Annotated in this window: 14 protein-coding genes and 1 tRNA gene; 9 read left to right on the top strand and 6 right to left on the bottom strand. The window is 67.3% G+C overall.

Annotated elements, in window-relative coordinates:
* Positions 1 to 198: 198 nt before the first annotated feature.
* Positions 199 to 288: transfer RNA gene (locus tag GU927_RS15850), tRNA-Ser, on the bottom strand.
* A 105-nt stretch (positions 289 to 393) separates the two neighbouring features.
* On the opposite strand from GU927_RS15850, the gene GU927_RS15845 reads away from it, so the two are divergent.
* The 9 genes from GU927_RS15845 (at position 394) to GU927_RS15805 (ending at position 8455) form a co-directional block, all read left to right on the top strand.
* Entirely contained in the window at positions 394 to 1434 is a 1041-nt protein-coding gene (locus GU927_RS15845) for an SPOR domain-containing protein (protein WP_232489236.1), read from the top strand.
* A gap of 63 nt (positions 1435 to 1497) precedes the next feature.
* Positions 1498 to 2679, top strand: coding sequence for a D-alanyl-D-alanine carboxypeptidase family protein (locus GU927_RS15840; RefSeq protein ID WP_161763437.1), 1182 nt, complete (start codon positions 1498 to 1500; stop codon positions 2677 to 2679).
* 14 nt (positions 2680 to 2693) lie between these two features.
* The gene (tmk, locus tag GU927_RS15835) at positions 2694 to 3311 is read left to right on the top strand and encodes a dTMP kinase (RefSeq protein ID WP_161763436.1); all 618 of its coding nucleotides are present in this window, start codon (positions 2694 to 2696) and stop codon (positions 3309 to 3311) included.
* Between the two features lie 3 nt (positions 3312 to 3314).
* A complete protein-coding gene (locus tag GU927_RS15830; protein WP_161763435.1) occupies positions 3315 to 4454 on the top strand; it encodes a DNA polymerase III subunit delta' in 1140 nt (379 codons plus the stop codon).
* 7 nt (positions 4455 to 4461) lie between these two features.
* The gene (locus GU927_RS15825; RefSeq protein WP_217765705.1) at positions 4462 to 5271 is read left to right on the top strand and encodes a TatD family hydrolase; all 810 of its coding nucleotides are present in this window, start codon (positions 4462 to 4464) and stop codon (positions 5269 to 5271) included.
* Positions 5271 to 6083 carry an MBL fold metallo-hydrolase gene (locus GU927_RS15820; RefSeq protein ID WP_161763433.1) on the top strand — a complete coding sequence of 271 codons (813 nt, stop codon included), beginning with the start codon at positions 5271 to 5273 and terminating at the stop codon, positions 6081 to 6083. The genes GU927_RS15825 and GU927_RS15820 overlap by 1 nt, the downstream gene beginning before the upstream one ends.
* Before the next feature lie 5 nt (positions 6084 to 6088).
* Entirely contained in the window at positions 6089 to 7027 is a 939-nt protein-coding gene (locus GU927_RS15815) for an AEC family transporter (RefSeq protein ID WP_161763432.1), read from the top strand.
* An 85-nt stretch (positions 7028 to 7112) separates the two neighbouring features.
* Positions 7113 to 7367, top strand: coding sequence for a hypothetical protein (locus GU927_RS15810; RefSeq protein WP_161763431.1), 255 nt, complete (start codon positions 7113 to 7115; stop codon positions 7365 to 7367).
* A gap of 2 nt (positions 7368 to 7369) precedes the next feature.
* Positions 7370 to 8455, top strand: a complete 1086-nt coding sequence (locus GU927_RS15805) for a glycosyltransferase family 61 protein (RefSeq protein WP_232489241.1) — start codon at positions 7370 to 7372, stop codon at positions 8453 to 8455.
* A 75-nt stretch (positions 8456 to 8530) separates the two neighbouring features.
* Here the strand turns inward: GU927_RS15805 and GU927_RS15800 are convergent, their stop codons facing one another.
* From GU927_RS15800 to GU927_RS15780, 5 genes are all read right to left on the bottom strand, one after another.
* Positions 8531 to 9469: an ABC transporter permease gene (locus tag GU927_RS15800; RefSeq protein ID WP_161763429.1), complete on the bottom strand. Its 939-nt coding sequence runs from the start codon at positions 9467 to 9469 to the stop codon at positions 8531 to 8533.
* Between the two features lie 12 nt (positions 9470 to 9481).
* A complete protein-coding gene (locus GU927_RS15795) occupies positions 9482 to 10732 on the bottom strand; it encodes an ABC transporter permease (RefSeq protein ID WP_161763428.1) in 1251 nt (416 codons plus the stop codon).
* Between the two features lie 72 nt (positions 10733 to 10804).
* Positions 10805 to 11878, bottom strand: coding sequence for an ABC transporter substrate-binding protein (locus GU927_RS15790; RefSeq protein ID WP_161763427.1), 1074 nt, complete (start codon positions 11876 to 11878; stop codon positions 10805 to 10807).
* Between the two features lie 94 nt (positions 11879 to 11972).
* Positions 11973 to 13076 (bottom strand): ABC transporter ATP-binding protein, encoded by a 1104-nt coding sequence (locus GU927_RS15785; RefSeq protein WP_161763426.1) that lies wholly within the window; start codon positions 13074 to 13076, stop codon positions 11973 to 11975.
* Positions 13077 to 13328: 252 nt separating this feature from the next.
* On the bottom strand, positions 13329 to 17675 hold the full coding sequence (locus tag GU927_RS15780; protein WP_161763425.1) for a Hint domain-containing protein: 4347 nt from the start codon (positions 17673 to 17675) through the stop codon (positions 13329 to 13331).
* Positions 17676 to 17789: the final 114 nt, after the last annotated feature.

Raw genomic sequence — 17789 nt, 5'->3', positions numbered from 1 at the left:
ACCCATTGGAATTTCAAGGATGTTTCACGCCGTCCCGTGACAGTCGAGGGGCGCTCGAAGAGAGACGCAGGCCATTCGGAGACCAATTCCGCGTCAAGCGCCCAGTCTCCGAAGGGCGGATGGCCCTGCCAACTCCCTTTGAAACAAAAAGAAAAAAGGCCCCAATCGGGGCCTTTGTACGGATTCGGCATCTGAATGTGGCGGAGGAGGTGGGATTCGAACCCACGGTAGGGTCTCCCCTACGTCGGTTTTCAAGACCGGTGCCTTAAACCGCTCGGCCACTCCTCCGACGCTCCGCTCCTATCCGGCGGCGACCGATTCTGAAAGGCCACGATGGCGTGAGATTTCCGCCCATCCTCCTGCCCGCACTTCCAACCGCTCGGACGCGACTGTATGATCCGCGCGACAAGGGACCGCGCCGCACCGCGCGGCACCGGCGGGCAGGGCAACGGACAGACAGGAACGGACCGGACACGGGCCGACAACAGCGCGGGAAAATCGCGCGGCAGCGAGGCGATCATGGCAGGACTTCCGACGGCGCGCAGGGCGCTCCTCATCACGACAATCCTCGTTCTGGCAGCCTGCCAGCAGGGCCAGAACCCCTTTGCCCGCAAGGACAAGCCCGAAGGCGCGACCACCGCCTCGGCCACCTCCGTCACCCTCGTCGACCGCGACGTCGAGGCGCCCGAGGTCTTCCAGGTCACCGACCAGGCGCTCTGGGACGGTCGTCCCTCGCTGGGCGGGGTCTGGGTCGCCTCGCCCGATGCCTCCAATCCCGAACGCGTCATCATGCGAAATCCGGCGAACGGCAAGTTCGTCATCGGCGCGCTCTTCCAGCGCGAGGTCTTCAACCCCGGACCGAAACTGCAGATCTCCTCCGACGCGGCCGAGGCGCTGGGTCTGCTCGCAGGCCAGCCCGCAAAGATCAGCGTGACCGCCCTGCGCCGCGAGGAAGCCCCCGCCGCGACCGACGCGAGCAAACCCATCCTCGACGCCAATGAAGGGGTGAGCGCCACCACGCTGGGCACCGTCGCGGGCGCGGCCATCGACGAGGCAGAGGGCAAGCCCGCAACCGCCACCACGGCCGCCCCCGCCGCCATCGCCAGCGCGCCGCTCGACGCGCCCGCCGCCACGGCCCCCGCCGCCACGGCCCCGAGACCCGCCGCCGCCCCGGCCCCCGCCGCATCCCCCGCGCCGGCACTTGCCGCCGCCGCGCCCGGTTCGACCACGCTCCAGATCGGCATCTTCTCGGTCGAGGCAAATGCCAACCGCGCGGTCGAGACGCTGAAGAAGGCGGGCATATCCGCCACTTCGCGCAAGGAGACCACGCAGGGCAAGACATGGTGGAGCGTGACCGCCACCGGCGGCGACCGCGCCGCGCTGCTTGCCAAGGTCAAGGGGCTCGGCTTTGCCGATGCCTATGCCATCCGCTGACCGCGGCCTTCCGGCAGGCGGCCCGCGCCGCCCGCCGCGACCCAGACGAAAGGACCACATTGCATGACCTTCCTGCGCCGCGCATTCGCCATCGTCGCCCTTGCCCTTCTGGCCGCGGCTCCCGCCCGCGCCTTCGAGACGCGCGCCACCGCGGCCTGGGTCTATGACATGTCGACCCAGACGGTCCTGCTGGACAAGAACGCCGACGTGGCCCTTCCGCCCGCGTCCATGTCGAAGCTGATGACGATCAACATGCTGTTCGAGGCGCTGCGCGACGGGCGCGTCACGCTTGACACCACCTTTGCCGTGTCCTCGCGGGCCAAGGCGATGGGCGGTTCGACCATGTTCCTAAACGAGATGGACCGCCCCACCGTCCATGACCTGATCCGCGGCATGATCATCAATTCCGGCAACGATGCCTGCGTCGTGGTGGCCGAAGGGCTGGCCGGCACCGAGGACGCCTTCGCTGCACTGATGACCGAACGGGCCAAGGCTCTGGGCATGACCAATTCGACCTTCCGGAATTCCTCCGGCTGGCCCGATCCGGACCACCGCATGTCGATGCGCGACCTTGGCATCCTTGCCAAGCGGCTGATCTCGGAATTCCCCGAATACTATCCCATCTTCTCGGAAACCGAGTTCAACTATCAGGACCGCGCACCGGCAAATGCCAGCAACCGCAACCCGCTCCTGCGTATTTCGGCGGCAGATTGGCAGGCAGACGGGCTCAAGACCGGCCACACCTCCGAGGCCGGCTACGGCCTTGTCGGCTCTGCCGTCATGGGCGACCGCCGCGTGATCTTCGTCATCACGGGCCTCGCCTCCGACACCGACCGCGCGCAGGAATCCGAGGCGATCGTGAACTGGGCCTTCCGGCAATTCACGCAAAAGACCATCGCCAAGGCGGGCACCCGCCTTGCCGAGGCGCCGGTCTGGATGGGCGCGGCCGATACCGTGGGTCTGGTTCCGGCCGAGGATATCAGCCTGCTCGTCCCCGCGCAGGTGCAAGAGGGCGTCACGGCCGAGGTGATCTATACCGGCCCCGTCACCGCCCCCGTCACGGCTGGCCAGCAACTGGGCGAACTGATCGTCCATGTCCCCGACCTGCCCGACGCGCGCGTGCCGCTGGTGGCCGAAGCCGATGTTGCCGCAGGCGGGTTCACCAAACGGCTCACGACGGCCGCACAGGTGCTCATGCGGCGCTATCTGGACAGCCGCAGCGGCGATCCGGCACCGGCCTCGTGACCGGCGCTCCGCCCATGTCCGGCCGCTTCATCAGCTTCGAAGGCATCGACGGCTCGGGCAAATCCACGCAGGCCCGCCGTCTGGCCGATGCCTTGCGCGCCCGCGGCCATGCCGTCACCCTGACCCGAGAACCGGGCGGCAGCACGGGGGCCGAGGAGATCCGCCGTCTGGTGCTGGAAGGCGACCCCGACCGCTGGTCGGCGGAAACCGAACTCCTGCTCTTCACCGCAGCCCGCCGCGACCATCTGGAAAAGACCATCCGCCCCGCCCTTGCCCGCGGCGACATCGTCATCACCGACCGTTTCGCGGATTCCACCCGCATCTATCAGGGCACCACCCGCGGCGATCTGGCCGCCACCGTGGACCGCCTGCACGACCTGATGATCGGCACCGATCCCGACCTGACCATCCTTGTCGACATCGACCCCGAAACCGGCCTGTCCCGCGCCCGCGCCCGCGCCGGAACCGAACTCAGGTTCGAGGATATGGGGCTGGCGACCCAGACACGGATGCGCGCGGGCTTCCTGTCGCTGGCCACCACGCATCCCCGCTTCCGCGTGATCGACGGCGCCCGCGATCCCGAGAGCGTCGCCGCCGACATCCTGTCGGCCACCCTCGCGCATCTGGGCTGACCGATGGCCGCAGCCCTTCCCGAAGATATCCCCGAACCCGACCGGATCGAGGGCGCCCCCCACCCCCGCGAAACCCCGCGCCTTTTCGGCCATGCAGGGGCCGAGGCCGAATTCCTGTCGGCCTTCACCGGCGGGCGGATGCATCACGGCTGGCTGGTGACGGGGCCACGCGGTGTGGGCAAGGCCACGCTCGCATGGCGGCTTGCCCGCTTCCTCCTTGCCACGCCCGATGCCGATGGCGGCCTCTTCGGCGCACCCGAACCGCCCGCGACGCTGGACATCCCCGAGGACGACCCCACCGCCCGCCGCCTCCGCGCGCTGGCCGAACCGCGCCTCTTCCTGCTGCGCCGCGCATGGGATGACGAAAAGAAGCGCCTGAAATCCGTCATCACCGTGGACGAGGTGCGGCGGATGAAATCCTTCTTCTCCCTCTCCGCCGCCGACGGGGGCCGCCGCGCCGCCATCATCGACGACGCGGACGAGATGAACCCCAACGCCGCCAACGCGCTCTTGAAACTGCTGGAAGAACCGCCCGCGGGCGCGACCTTCTTCCTGATCTCGCACCAGCCCTTCCGCCTGCTGCCCACCATCCGCTCGCGCTGCCGCGAATTGCGCCTCTATCCCCTGCCCCCCGATGCCCTTGCCGCCGCACTGGAACAGGCGGGGGGCGAGACCGCGCCCGAGGACGCGCAGGCGCTGGCCGAACTTGCCGGCGGTTCGGTGGGCGAGGCGTTCCGCCTGACCAATCTCGACGGCCTGAAACTCTATGCCGCGATCACCGGCCTCCTCTCCACCCTGCCCCGCCTTGATCGCCCGCGCCTTCTGGCCCTTGCCGAAACCGGCGCCGGTCGCGGGGCCGAGGAACAGTTCGACCTGATCCTCACCCTCCTCGACCTCTTCCTCACCCGCCTGGCCCGCGCCGCCGCGACCCGCCAGCTCCCGCCCGAGGCGGCCAAGGGCGAGGCGCAGCTCATCACCCGCCTTGCCGACCACCCCCACGCCGCCCGCCTTTGGGCCGAGGCCGCGCAATCCCTCTCCGCCCGCGCGCGCAAGGGCAAGGCGGTCAACCTTGACCCTGCGGCCCTTCTCATGGATATGGTTCTCAAACTCGAAGAGACGGCGGGAACGCTCGCCCCAAGGTGAGCAGATGATGCCCGAAACGCCCCCCGAGATCGTCGACAGCCACTGCCACCTCGACTTCCCCGACTTTGCGGATGAACTGCCCGACGTCATCGCCCGCGCCCGCGCCGCAGGCGTCACCCGCATGGTCACGATCTGCACGCGCCTCAAGAACGAACCCGCCGTCCGCGCCATAGCCGAGGCACATGAGGGCGTCTTCTACGCCGCAGGCACCCACCCGATGAGCGCGGCCGAAGAACCGCTTGCCACCGTCGACGAACTGGTGGCCCTTGCCCGCCACCCGAAATTCGTGGGCATCGGGGAAACCGGCCTCGACTACCACTACACCGCCGACAGTGCCGACATCCAGAAGACCTCGCTCCGCCTGCACATCACGGCGGCACAGGAAACGGGCCTGCCCCTCATCATCCACGCCCGCGCGGCGGATGACGACATGGCCGCGATCCTAAGCGAAGGCTACCGCGAAAAGCCCTATTCCTGCGTCATGCACTGCTTCTCTTCCGGCGCGGGGCTGGCGCGCGCGGCGCTCGATCTGGGCTTCTACCTCTCGATGTCGGGTATCGCGACCTTCCCAAAATCGCAGGACCTGCGCGACATCTTCGCCGCCGCCCCCGTCGACCGCATCCTTCTGGAAACCGACAGCCCCTATCTGGCCCCTGTCCCCTATCGCGGCAAGCGCAACGAACCGGCCTACACCGCCTTCACGGCAAAAACCGGCGCCGCGCTTTACGGCATGACAGAGACGGAATTTGCCGCGCAAACCTGCGCCAATTTCGACCGCCTCTTCCCCCGCGCCGCGCGCAAGGCATGGGCCGCCTGATGGCCACGCTGCGCTTCACCATTCTCGGCTGCGGATCGTCGGGCGGTGTGCCCCGCCTTGGCCCCCCCGGCGGCGACTGGGGCGCCTGCGACCCCAGGAACCCCAAGAACCGCCGCCGCCGCTGTTCCATGCTGGTCGAACGCGAAACGCCCGACGGCATCACGCGCGTCCTGATCGACACCACGCCCGACATGCGCGACCAACTGCTTGACGCAGGCGTCGGCACGCTGGACGCCGTGGTCTACACCCATTCCCATGCCGACCACGTCCACGGCCTCGACGACCTGCGCCAGATCGTCTTCAACATCCGCCGCCGCCTGCCCGTCTGGGCCGACAGCCCCACGCAGGACGCGCTCATCGCCCGCTTCGGCTATGCCTTCGTCCAGCCCGCAGGCAGCCCCTATCCGCCCATCCTCGACCTCAACGCGATCGAAGGGGATATCGACATCGCAGGCGCTGGCGGCACCATCCGCCTGACCCCGTTCAGCGCCAATCACGGCAGCATGGACGCGCTGGGCTTCCGCATCGGCCCGCTCGCCTATCTGCCCGATGCGGTGGACATCCCGGAGTCAAGCTGGCCCCACCTGTCGGGCCTCGACTGCTGGGTGGTCGACGCGCTGCGCCGCAAGCCGCACCCGACCCATGCCCACCTTGCCCTGACGCTGGACTGGATCGCCCGCGCCCGCCCCGCCCGCGCGGTCATCACCAACATGCACCACGACCTCGACTTCGCAGAGCTTTCGGCCGAACTGCCACCCCATATCCGGCCCGCCCATGACGGCATGGTGATCACCTACGACAATCTGGCCTGACGCACGTGGAAGCCCTGCTCGACGTCATCCTGCCGGTCTTCCTTGTCATCGGCTTCGGCTATGCCGCCGCCCGCGCGCGGCTCTTTGACGAAGGCGCGGTGGACGCGCTGATGCGCTATGCCCAGAACTTCGCGGCCCCGACCCTGCTGTTCTCCTCCATCGCGCGGCTCGACCTTGCCGCGACCTTCCAGCCCGCGCTGTTCCTGTCCTTCTACACCGCCGCCTTCACCTCGTTCTTCGCGGCCTTCGGCGCGGCCATCCTGATCTTCCGCCGACCCGTGACCGATGCCACCGCAATCGGTTTCGTGGCACTCTTCTCGAACTCGCTCCTGCTCGGCGTGCCGATCACCGAACGCGCCTATGGCACTGCGGCCCTTGCGGGCAACTTCGCCATCATCTCGATCCATTCGCCGCTGTTCTACGGCTTCGGGATCGCGCTGATGGAATGGGCACGCGCGCGGGGCACGGGGCTGTCGGGTGCCGCCCTGATGCGCCAGATCGTCAGGGCAATCTTCGCGCAACCGCTGGTCATTGGCATCACGGCGGGTTTCGTCGTCAACCTGACGGGCCTTCCCCTGCCCGCCGTGGCATGGTCCGCCATCGGCCTTGTCGCCGCCACCGCGATTCCCACCGCGCTCTTCGGGCTGGGCGGCGTCCTGTTGCGCTATCGCCCCGATGGCGACTTCCGCATCATCGCGCTGCTTTGCGGCTGCTCGCTCGTGCTGCACCCCGCGCTGGCCTACCTGCTGGGCCGCTTCGCCCTCGGCCTCGACACGGACGGGCTACGCTCTGCCGTGATGACCGCAGCCATGGCGCCCGGGGTGAACGCCTATATCTTTGCCAGCCTCTACGGCGTCGCCAAACGCGTCGCGGCCTCGACCGTGCTGGTGGCCACCGCGCTGTCCATCGGCACCATCTGGGTCTGGCTCCAGATCCTGCCCTGACCCCTGCCGCCATTGACGCAGGCGGACCGTCCTGCCAACCTGCCCCGCAACAAATCGGGCGAAACCGACCACAGGGACGATCACCATGTTTATCCGTGCCGCGGGCCAGAAAAGCGCCCGTTTTCCCGACGGCCCCCACGCCGCACATCCGATCGACGGGCATCTCGCGTTGGGCTGTCGCACCGGCCGGACCTTCGGCCCCCTGCGGGGCAGGGCCATCGCCCTTTCCCGCATTGTCTCGCCGTCAAACCGGACACCGAAGAAGAACTGCGACGTGCAGGTCGCCACCGTCCGCCTGCCGGAGGAAACCTGCGTCACTCCGGCAAAGACACGCGCGTGACCATGCCCCTGTCGCATCTGGTGGTAGACGGCGCCACGGTGGTGTCGCTGGTCGAGGGAAAGACCAAGGGCGTCAGCCGCCCCGCCGGCGTCTTCGACGCGGCGGGGAATGCCGTGCCCCTTGCCCAATGCAGCCGCGACGGCCGCCAGCGCGTCACCACGCCGCCCCCCGCCCCGCCCCCGGCCGCCACGCGGCACCTGTCGGGCACATGGCTCTTCGGCGGGATGCTCTATGCCCATTTCGGCCATTTCCTGTGCGAATCCACCGCACGGCTCTGGGGCTTCGACCTGCCCGAAAAGATCGACGGCGTGATCTTCCACCCCAAGCCGACCGACGGCAAGACCCGCCGCCTGACCGGCCCCACCCAGCCGTGGCTGGCCTGCGCGGGCGTCCGCGTTCCGGTCGAGGCGCCGGTCGACACCGTGACCGTGGACCGCCTCGTGATCCCCGAACAGGGCTTCGGCACCGGTCCCATGATCGCGGGCCGTCCGGAATACCATGCCTACATGCGCCGCGCCTTCGGCAGCGACATCGCCGCCGAGGGCCCCGAACGCCTCTACATCTCGCGCACGCGGCTCTTCTCCAAACGCGGCCGGATACTGGCCGAGGACAGGATCGAAGCCGCCCTCGCCGCCGAAGGGTATGAGGTCTTCCACCCGCAGGACCACGACATCGCCGTCCAGATCGCCCGCTACAAGGCCGCGCGGACCGTCATCTCCACCGACTGCTCCGCCCTGCACCTTGCCGCCTTCTTCGCGCGCGCGGGCGACAGCGTCGCCATCATCGCCCGCAGGCCCGGCCCCACGATCCACGAATTCACCACGCAATACCGCGCCTTCGCCGGGATCGACCCGCTGGTGATCGACCACCTCACCGGTCTTTACGCGACCGAGACTGCCCGCCTTGCCCAGATGTCGGAAATCTACGCCACGCTGGACTTTCCCGCGACCGGCGCGGCCCTTGCGGCGGCGGGCTACATCACCGACCCCGCCCGCTGGACCGCCCCGCCGGAAGCGGACCTCGCAGCCGAACGCGCGCGTCTGTCCGAACGGCTCGACGCCCCGCTGCGCCCCGTTCCCCTGCCCTGATCCCTTGCCCTGACCCGCCAATGGAAAAGGCCGCGCCCTCCGGCGCGGCCCTGTCCCTTGCGGCGGAACGCCCGCTCAGTGCGGCGTCACGCCCCGCAACCGCTCCGACCGCCGCCGCAACAGCTCCACCGTCGCCAAGAGCGCGATCGAGATGATCACAAGGATCGTCGCCACGGCAAGGATCGCAGGGCTGATCGCCTCGCGGATGCCGTTCCACATCTGGCGCGGGATGGTCTGCTGGTCGGGGCCTGCGATGAACAGCACCGCCACCACCTCGTCAAAGGACGTGACAAAGGCGAACAGCGCACCCGACACCACCCCCGGCAGGATCAGCGGCATGATGACCTTGAAGAAGGTCCGCGACGGCGACGCGCCAAGGCTGGCCGAGGCGCGGATCAGCGACTGGTCGAACCCCGACAGCGTGGCCGTCACCGTGATGATGACGAAGGGAATCCCCAGCGTGGTATGGGCAAGGATCACCCCCAGATAAGTGCTGGTCAGCCGTCCGCATTCGAAGCCCATGATGGAACAGGGGTTCGAGTAGAAGAAGAACAGACCCGTCGCGATGATGATGATCGGCACGATCATCGGGCTGATCAGGATCGCCATCACCACGCGGCGATAGGGCATCTCCGGCCGGCTAAGCCCCAGCGCCGCCAGCGTGCCGAGGACGGTGGCAAGGATCGTCGACCAGAAGCCGATGATGATCGAATTCTTCGCCGCCCGCACCCAAGTGGAATTGGCCCACATGTCCGACCACCAGGCATTGTCCCGCGCCGCTTCAGGCGCCAGCATCCCCAGCGTCAAGAGCGCATCGTACCAGCGCAGCGAATAGCCCACGGGATCGAAGGTCAGCATCGCCTCGGTAAAGGTGAAATAGGGCTCCGCGTTGAAGGACAGCGGGATCACCACAAGGATCGGCGCGATCAGGAAGACGAAGATCGCCGTACAGATCACCAGATAGCTGTAGTGCCAGATGCGCTCCAGCGGGCTTGCATAGATGGGCAGGGCCATTGTCGCGTATCCTCAGCCGAGTTTCAGGTTGTCGATGCCGATCAGCCGGTCATAGAGCCAGTAGAGCACCAGCACCCCCGCCAGCAGCATCGCCGACAGCGCCGCCGCCATGGACCAGTTCGAGTTCCGCATGTGGAAGTCGATCAGGTTCGAGATCAGCTGCCCGTCGGCCCCGCCCACAAGCGCGGGCGTGATGAAGTAGCCGACCGCAAGGATGAAGACCAGAAGCGACCCCGCCCCGATCCCCGGCAGCGTCTGCGGCAGGTAGATACGGCGGAAGGTGGTCCAGCTCGTGGCGCCCAGCGACCGCGCGGCGCGGGCATAGCTGGGCGGGATCACCCGCATCACGGAATAGAGCGGCAGGATCATGAAGGGCAGCAGCACGTGGGTCATCACGATGATCGTGCCGGTCTGGTTGTAGATCATCTTCAACCGCCCGTCGTCCCCGATGAAGCCCAGCGACAGAAGGATGTCGTTGACCACCCCCTCGCCCTGCAACAGCACGATCCAGCTTGTCGTCCGGACCAGAAGCGAGGTCCAGAATGGCAGCAGCACAAGGATCATCAGAAGGTTCGCCTTGGCCATCGGCAGCGTCGCCAGCAGATGCGCGACCGGAAAGGCCAGCAGCAGACAGACCAGCGTGATGATGCCCGACAGCAGGAAGGTCTTGAAGAACAGGTAGACATAGATGCGCCCCTGCTCCTCCACCCGCTGGATGCTGCCATCCTCGGCCCGCTCCATATCCAGCGCGGACAGGTAGAAATCGGCCGTATAGGCACTGGCCGAGGACCGCATCGCCTGCCACACCGCCGGATCGTCCCAGCGGTCGTCGATGGCCAGCAGCGCCTCCTTGAACGGCGGGGCCAGCTTGTCCGCCCCGCGCGCCGTCTTGGTGATCAGCGACCGCGTCTCGGCCAGCGTGTAGTTCACGCGCGTGCCCGCCTCGCCTGCGGTCTTGTTTTCCTTCATCAGCTTCATGTCGGCGGCCAGCGCGGCAAAGGCGGCCTCGTCCGGCACGGTGCCTTCGGGATTGGCGTCGAACCATTCCACCAGATTCGGCGCATTGGCCGAAAAGCCGTCATGGTGGAACGAGCGGTCCAGCATCTGCCCGATCGGGATGATGAAGGTCAGCACGACAAAGGCCAGAAGCGGCGCCACCAGCAGGAAGGCGCGGCGTCGGGCGCGCGATTGCGCCTCGGCCAGCGCGGCCTTCAGCGGGCGCCCGTCAGCCGTGGTCAGGAGGGCAGCGGTCACATCGGCCATCGGTCGGTCTCTGTTCTTTGGGAAAATCGGCAGAAAAAGGGGGCGCGGAATGCCCGCGCCCCCCGTATCAGATCACTGGGCGAGCCAGGCGTTGAAGCGCTCGTTCAGTTCCTCGTTGCGGTCGACCCAGAAGTCGGCCGAGGTTTCCAGCGCGTTCGTCATGTTCTCGGGCGCGGTCGGCAGATGCGGCCCCATGACGGTCTTGCCGTCCTTGTAGAGCAGCTCATCCTTCAGCGCCGACTTGCGGGCCGGACCATAGGAGATGTACGTCGCCTGCGCGCGCAGACCTTCGGTCGAGGTGGCATAGGCGATGAATTCCAGCGCCTTGTCCTTGTTCGGCGCGCCCTTCGGGATCGCGTACATTTCGTTTTCGTAGATCTGGCCGTCCCAGACGATCTGGAAGGGCTTGTTCTCGGCGATGGCGGCGTTGAAGATACGGCCGTTATAGGCGGTCGTCATGACGACTTCGCCATCTGCCAGCAGCTGGGGCGCCTGCGAACCGGCTTCCCACCACACGACTTCCGACTTGATGGTGTCGAGCTTGGCGAAGGCGCGGTCCACGCCCTCGGGGGTGCCCAGCACGTCATAAACTTCGGCAACCGGCACGCCATCGGCGATCAGCGCGAATTCCAGAACGGCCTTCGGGCCCTTCTTCAGGCCGCGCTTGCCCGGGAATTTCTCCAGATCGAAGAAGTCGGCGGCGGTCGTGGGAACGGTGCCGGTCAGCTTCGAGGTGTCATAGGCAAAGACGTTCGACCAGATGTCGGTCGACACGGCGCATTCCGTCACGGCGCCCGGAATGAAGTCTTCCGCGGCCGGGGTGCCATCGGCACCGGCCGGCAGCGCGTTGATGTCGATCGGCTCCAGCATGCCTTCGTCGCACAGGCGGATCGCGTCGGCATATTCGATCGAGGCGACGTCGATGGTGACGTTGCCCGCTTCGACCATCGCCTTGATCGGGGTCGCCGGGTTGTCGCTGTCGGTCATCTTGGCGGCAAAGCCGGTCGCGGCCGACCACGGCTTCACGTGGGCTTCGGTCTGGGCCTCGCCATAGGCGCCGCCCCAGGACATCACCGTCAGTTCCTGCGCGGCGGCCGAGAAGGCCATGCCGGTCAGGGCGGTGGTCAGGATCAGGATCTTCTTCATTGCGTAAACGCTCCCATGTTGAACAGACTGCTCTGTCTTGTTGGCCGCGCCCTTTTGCGGACGCGGCAACCGGGCCTTGCGGCCCGGCATCCCGTCAGACCGGATCCAGCGCGCGCGCATCCTGCGGCGCCCAACCGATCTTGATCTTTTCGCCGGGGGTCAGCACCCGCTGGCCCAGCGTGTTGCGGCTCTTGATGACGAAGTCGTCATGGCCCGCCACCTTCAGCACCGTGCGGAACAGGTCGCCCATATAGATGACCTCGATCACCTCCGCCTCGATCAGGTGGGCATCGGCGGGCAGCAGCTCGGCCTTGAACTCCACCCGCTCGGGCCGGATCGACACCAGCGTCTTCTGACCCTTGTTCGACACGTTCACCGGCGTCGCATCGATCAGCTCGCCCGTGTTCAGCCGCACCAGCGCGCGCCCGTCCTTGATCTCCTCGACCGTGCCTTCCAGCCGGTTGTTCTCGCCGATGAACTGCGCGACGAAGCTGTTGTCGGGCCGTTCGTACAGGTCCGCCGGCGGGGCAAGCTGCTGGATGCGCCCGTCATTGAACACCGCGATCCGGTCCGACATGGTCAGCGCCTCGCCCTGGTCGTGGGTCACGTAAACCACGGTGATGCCCAGCGATTCATGCAGGTGCTTGATCTCGAACTGCATATGCTCGCGCAACTGCTTGTCCAGCGCGCCCAGCGGTTCGTCCATCAGCACGAGCTTGGGATCGAACACCAGCGCGCGGGCCAGCGCGATACGCTGCTGCTGCCCGCCCGAAAGCTGGGCAGGGCGGCGGTTGGCGAACTTGCCCATCTGGACCATGTCCAGCGCGCGCATGATCTTCGCCTCGCGCTCGGACTTGCCCATGCCGCGCACTTCCAGCGGGAAGGACAGGTTTTCCCCCACCGTCATGTGCGGGAACAGCGCGTAGTTCTGGAACACCATCCCGATGCCGCGCTTGTGCGGCGGCACCTGATTTATGGGGCGCCCGTCCAGCAGGATTTCCCCGTTGGTCGCCGTCTCGAACCCGGCCAGCATCATCAGGCAGGTCGTCTTGCCCGATCCGGACGGCCCGAGCATCGTCAGGAACTCGCCCTTGCCGATGTTCAGGTTCAAATCCTTCACGACCAGCGAGGTGCCGTCATAGCTTTTCTGTACGTGATCGAAAACGACGAATGCGTCGTTGTGGCTGGCAGCGGCCATGCACTCTCCCCGGTCTTTCTGGCGGTTTGCCCGCTCGTCTTGCCCTGACTAAAGCCAAAGCACTCCGGCAATGCAACCGGCTTGTATCCTTCTGCGGGTAACATTCGCCAATGCGGGAAAATAGGCCGGTTTGCGACCCATTCGCCGTTCAAAGCGGCAGGTCGCGCCTGCCGTGCGGGAAATCCGCCTGCCGTTACGTCAACCGGACCCGACATTCTTGCCGCATCGCAGCGTCAGGGGCGTCAGAATGCCTCAGGCCGCCCTCTGCCGCCGCTCGCCCTGCGCGGCGGGAAACAGGTCGCGCCGTCGCGCCACAGGTCTTGCGGTGGGACCGTAAAGCCCCTCTGCCGCCACCAGCCCCGCCAGCACCGGCCCCAGCAAAGGGAAGGCCGCCGCGATCTCGGCCGCCAGCGCGGGCCCCAGCGCGGCCACCGCCACGGGTCCGGGATACAGGCTCTCGGTCGCCATGCCCTGCGCGAAGATGATCCCGTGCCGCTCCAGCAGCAGATGGTGATAGCCCACCTCGCGCTTGCCCTTCGCGATGCGGAAACGCGGATCGCCCGTCTCGGCCAGATGCTTGGCCCTGACCAGCATCTCCACCCCCTCGATCTCGACAAGGACAAGGTGGTTGGGCGACACCAGCACGTCGCCGCGGTTGCCCAGCGCCCCGTCGCGGATCACCACCGGCCGCAGCAGCGGCTCCGCCTCCAGCGCGGCACGGTCCAGATGCCGCCCCCCCGCCCAGACCACCCGCTGCGCCCCGTGATCCAGCGTCATCACGCGGTCCCCCGCGCGGATCGCCTCCACCGGCACCTCGCCCCGGTCCGTCAGGACCAGCGTGCCCGTGGCCAGACAGGGCACCCCGATCCGCGCCAGCTTGTGCTTGCCCGTCACCTGCGCGGGCGCCACCCCCACCAGCACCAGCCGCTCGCCCATCGGGAAGGTCAGCACCGCATTGCCCGACCCGTCGTCGGACACGGTCACATCCGCCCAGTCGACCGGATTGCCCTGCGCGTCGACCAGCCCCGACACATCCAGCAGGTCCGTCGCCATGACGCCCGACCCGAAAACCGCCCGCTCGAAGTCGAGGATGCTGTCCTCGCCCCCGCCCGCCGTCACCACGAACCGGTCGCGCCCCGCCCCGCCGCTCAGCGTGTCATTGCCCGTCCCGCCGGTCAGGCTGTCATCGCCATCGCCCCCCGACAGCGCATCCGCGCCCTCGCCGCCGTCGATGCTGTCATTGTCGATATCGCCCGAAAGCTGGTCGTCGCCGGCCCCGCCCGCGATCACATCGGCATCGTCACCGCCAAAGACCGTGTCATTGCCCGCCCCGCCAAGGATCGTGTCGCGGTCATTGCCGGGGGCAAGGTCCGTGTCGTCGGGGATCAGCGTCGTATCCGTCTCGCCCGGCAGGGTGCCGCCATAGAGGATGTCGTCCCCGTCCCCGCCGTCCAGCAGGTCCGCCCCCTCGTGCCCGCCGATGGAATCATTGCCCGCGCCGCCATAGACCGTGTCGGCATCGAACCCCGCATCCAGCGTGTCGTTGCCATCCCCGCCATGGACAAGGTCGGCATCATCCCCCGTCAGGACAAAGTCATCGCCCGCCCCGCCATAGACCGTGTCGCGGTCGTCCTCTGGCGCGGTGTCACCGTCGAAGGCCCCCGGATAGCCGATATCCGGCACGCCCACCGTCGGGCGCGTGTTGATGACGTCATTGCCCTCGCCGCCCTCGACATAATCGCTGCCGTCGCTGCCAAAGACCAGATCGTCCCCGATACCGCCATAGACGCTGTCATCCCCCGCATCGGCGCGGAAGGAATCGTTGCCCTCGCCCCCCCACAGCCCGTCATCGCCCGCCCCGCCCACCAGCGTGTCGATGCCGTCCTCGCCGTAAAGCGCGTCATTGCCGCTGCCGCCATCCAGCGAATCCGCGCCGGTCCCGCCATAGAGCGCGTCGTCATCCTCGTTCCCGGCCAGCGTGTCGGCCCCGTCCCCGCCATAGAACGTGTCATTGCCGAAACTGCCCAGAAACCGGTCATCCCCGACATCGCCATAGCCAAGGTCAGCCCCCGCTCCCGCGTTCAGGGTGTCATTGCCCTCGCCCGCATAAAGCGTGTCATTCCCCGTCCCGCCATCCAGCGAGTCATTGCCCAGCCCGCCTTCCAGCCAGTCATCGTCCTCGTTGCCCGCGACGGTGTCGTTGCCGTCGCCGCCAAAGACGCTGTCATTGTTCAGTCCGCCGGACAGCCGGTCATTGCCCGCCCCGCCTTCCAGCCAGTCAAAGCCCGCATTGGCGGTGATGTTGTCGTCGCCATCCTCGCCGAACAGCCGGTCGTTTCCTATCCCGCCGATGAAGCTGTCATTGTCGGCCCCGCCATAGGCCGTGTCGTCCCCGTCCCCGCCATCCAGCGAGTCGAACCCGTCCCCCCCGTAAAGCAGGTCGTTGTTCTCGTTCCCGCCCAGCGTGTCATTGCCGCCCTCGCCATAGACGACGTCATTGCCAAAGCTCGCGGTGACGCGGTCGTTGCCTGCCCCGCCATAGATCGTGTCATCGCCGGCCGCCGACAGGATCGTATCATTGCCGTCGCCCGCCTCGACATGGTCGTTGGCCGCCCCGCCGTTGAACGTGTCGCTGCCCGAGCCCATCACATAGCGCTCGATCTCGCTGAAGCTCGCGGTGTTGCCGCTCGCCGTGACGGATCCGGTCCCCGGCCCGCTCGAGGTGAAGGTGACCCCGGTGGTGAAGGCGCTCATGTCGATCGTGTCGCCCAGCGTCTCGCCGCCGTTGCCCCCCACGATCGTGTCGATGCCATAGCCCGGCTCGTAGACGAAGCGGTCGTCGCCATCGCCCCCGAACAGGGTATCAAGGCCCAGCCCGCCGATCAGCGTGTCATTGCCTGCCCCGCCGAACAGCGAGTCGCCGTCATTGTCGCCCGACAGCAGGTCGTCGCCCTCGTCCCCGACCAGCGTATCCACACCGGCCCCGCCGAACAGCGTGTCATTGCCCGCCCGCCCCGACAGCGAGTCGCGACCTGCCCCGCCATACAGGATATTGGCATCCGTCCCGCCCGCCAGCGTGTCGTTCAGCCCGCTGCCAAGGATGTTCTCGAAGCCGCCGATCGTATCTCCCAGCGCGCCGCCGCCCGTCGCTCCGGTCGACAGATCGACCGACACGCCCGCCGTGGCGTCGGAATAATCCAGCAGGTCGCTGCCCGCCCCGCCCGCAAGGCTGTCATTGCCCGCCCCGCCGCGGATCGTGTCGTCGCCCCCGTTTCCGGCGACCGTGTCATTGCCCGCCCCGCCGACCAGCAGGTCGTTGCCGCTGCCGCCCGCGATGCTGTCATTGCCCGCGCCCGCATCCAGCGTGACATCCTGCGTCAGGGCCGAGGCATTGACCGTGTCATTCCCCGACCCGAGCAGCACCTGCTCCACCTCCGAAAAGGTGGACGTGCCCGCGCTGCCCGAGATCGTTCCCCCCGTGGCCGAGGTGAAGGTCACCGCCGTATTGGCCGTTGCCGTCGACAGATCGACCGTATCGTTACCCGCCCCGCCGGTGATGGTATCGGCCCCGTCGGCGGTGCCGAGGATGAAGCGGTCATTCCCCTCGCCCCCCGACAGGGCATCATTCCCCGTCCCGCCGATCAGCGTGTCGTCACCCGCCCCGCCCGTCAGCGTGTCATTGCCTGCGCCCCCCGACAGCGAATCGTTGCCCGCCCCGCCGTCGATGCTTTCAGCCCCCGCATTGCCGGTAGCCGTGTCATTGCCAGCGCCCAGCAGCACGCGCTCCATGGCGCTGAAACTGTCCGTCTGCGTGCCATCCGCGATGGTGCCCGATCCGATCCCGTTGAAACTGACCGTGACCCCCGCCGTAATCGCGGTGGCATCGATGATGTCTCCTGTCGTCTCGACCCCGCCGTTCAGCGTGTCGTTGCCGTCGCCAGCCTCCATGACGAAACGGTCGTCACCCCCCGACCCGTTCAGGATGTCATTTCCCGTCCCGCCGATCAGGACGTCATTGCCCTCGCCACCGTCGATGCTGTCATTGCCGGCACCGCCCCACAGCGTGTCATTCCCGCCAAAGGCGCTGATGGTATCGTTGCCGTCCCCCGCAAGGATGCTGTCATTGCCTTGCCCCGCGAAATAGGTGGTCGATGCCGCCGGATCGAAGGTCTGGTTGACGAAGAAGGTATAGGCCGGACCGTTCACCCCCGTGTCGGTGACCGATTGCACCGTCGAACTGACCCCCGGCTGCAGGTCGGAATTCGAGATGTAGCCCGTCAGCGTCCCGCCGACATAGACCTCGTAGAGCGTGACGGACGTGACGCCGTTGTTGAAGGTGATGGCATTGCCCAGCCGCACCGCGCCGCTTGCCACCGTCGCGCCCGAGGCGTCGGTGACCACCACCGTCTGGCCCGCATCGGTCTGCGCCGTGCTGCTGCCGGAAAAGGCGGTGTCGTCATCCGTGATCGTGAAGGTCAGCGCCTGCGTCGCGGCCGAAAAGGCCGGATCGATCATGGCCGAGGTGCCTGTAGTCAGGCTGCCCCCGCCACTGACGATGATGGACGAGGCCTGAAAGCCCCTTATCGTAAACACCGGCATCTTTACTGCTCACACGCCCCTTTGCGGGGTCACTCGTTACTACTCGACCGGCCTGAACGGCCCTTTAATCCTGATCCCGAAATCGCGGCCAAATGATGGCATTGGTGGCGATTC

The organism is Paragemmobacter amnigenus (genome assembly GCF_009908265.2).
GTDB lineage: Bacteria > Pseudomonadota > Alphaproteobacteria > Rhodobacterales > Rhodobacteraceae > Paragemmobacter > Paragemmobacter amnigenus.
Note: the sequence above shows the minus strand (reverse complement) of the source record. Positions and strands in the feature narration are given on the sequence as shown.

What these genes read in the sequence shown, in the direction of transcription:
- GU927_RS15805 (WP_232489241.1), top strand. Translation starts at nt 7,370, where the DNA reads ATGCCCCTGTCGCATCTGGTGGTAGACGGCGCCACGGTGGTGTCGCTG.
- GU927_RS15830 (WP_161763435.1), top strand. Translation starts at nt 3,315, where the DNA reads ATGGCCGCAGCCCTTCCCGAAGATATCCCCGAACCCGACCGGATCGAG.
- GU927_RS15825 (WP_217765705.1), top strand. Translation starts at nt 4,462, where the DNA reads ATGCCCGAAACGCCCCCCGAGATCGTCGACAGCCACTGCCACCTCGAC.
- GU927_RS15785 (WP_161763426.1), bottom strand. Translation starts at nt 13,076, where the DNA reads ATGGCCGCTGCCAGCCACAACGACGCATTCGTCGTTTTCGATCACGTA.
- GU927_RS15800 (WP_161763429.1), bottom strand. Translation starts at nt 9,469, where the DNA reads ATGGCCCTGCCCATCTATGCAAGCCCGCTGGAGCGCATCTGGCACTAC.
- GU927_RS15820 (WP_161763433.1), top strand. Translation starts at nt 5,271, where the DNA reads ATGGCCACGCTGCGCTTCACCATTCTCGGCTGCGGATCGTCGGGCGGT.
- tmk (WP_161763436.1), top strand. Translation starts at nt 2,694, where the DNA reads ATGTCCGGCCGCTTCATCAGCTTCGAAGGCATCGACGGCTCGGGCAAA.
- GU927_RS15790 (WP_161763427.1), bottom strand. Translation starts at nt 11,878, where the DNA reads ATGAAGAAGATCCTGATCCTGACCACCGCCCTGACCGGCATGGCCTTC.
- GU927_RS15795 (WP_161763428.1), bottom strand. Translation starts at nt 10,732, where the DNA reads ATGGCCGATGTGACCGCTGCCCTCCTGACCACGGCTGACGGGCGCCCG.
- GU927_RS15780 (WP_161763425.1), bottom strand. Translation starts at nt 17,675, where the DNA reads ATGCCGGTGTTTACGATAAGGGGCTTTCAGGCCTCGTCCATCATCGTC.
- GU927_RS15810 (WP_161763431.1), top strand. Translation starts at nt 7,113, where the DNA reads ATGTTTATCCGTGCCGCGGGCCAGAAAAGCGCCCGTTTTCCCGACGGC.
- GU927_RS15840 (WP_161763437.1), top strand. Translation starts at nt 1,498, where the DNA reads ATGACCTTCCTGCGCCGCGCATTCGCCATCGTCGCCCTTGCCCTTCTG.
- GU927_RS15845 (WP_232489236.1), top strand. Translation starts at nt 394, where the DNA reads ATGATCCGCGCGACAAGGGACCGCGCCGCACCGCGCGGCACCGGCGGG.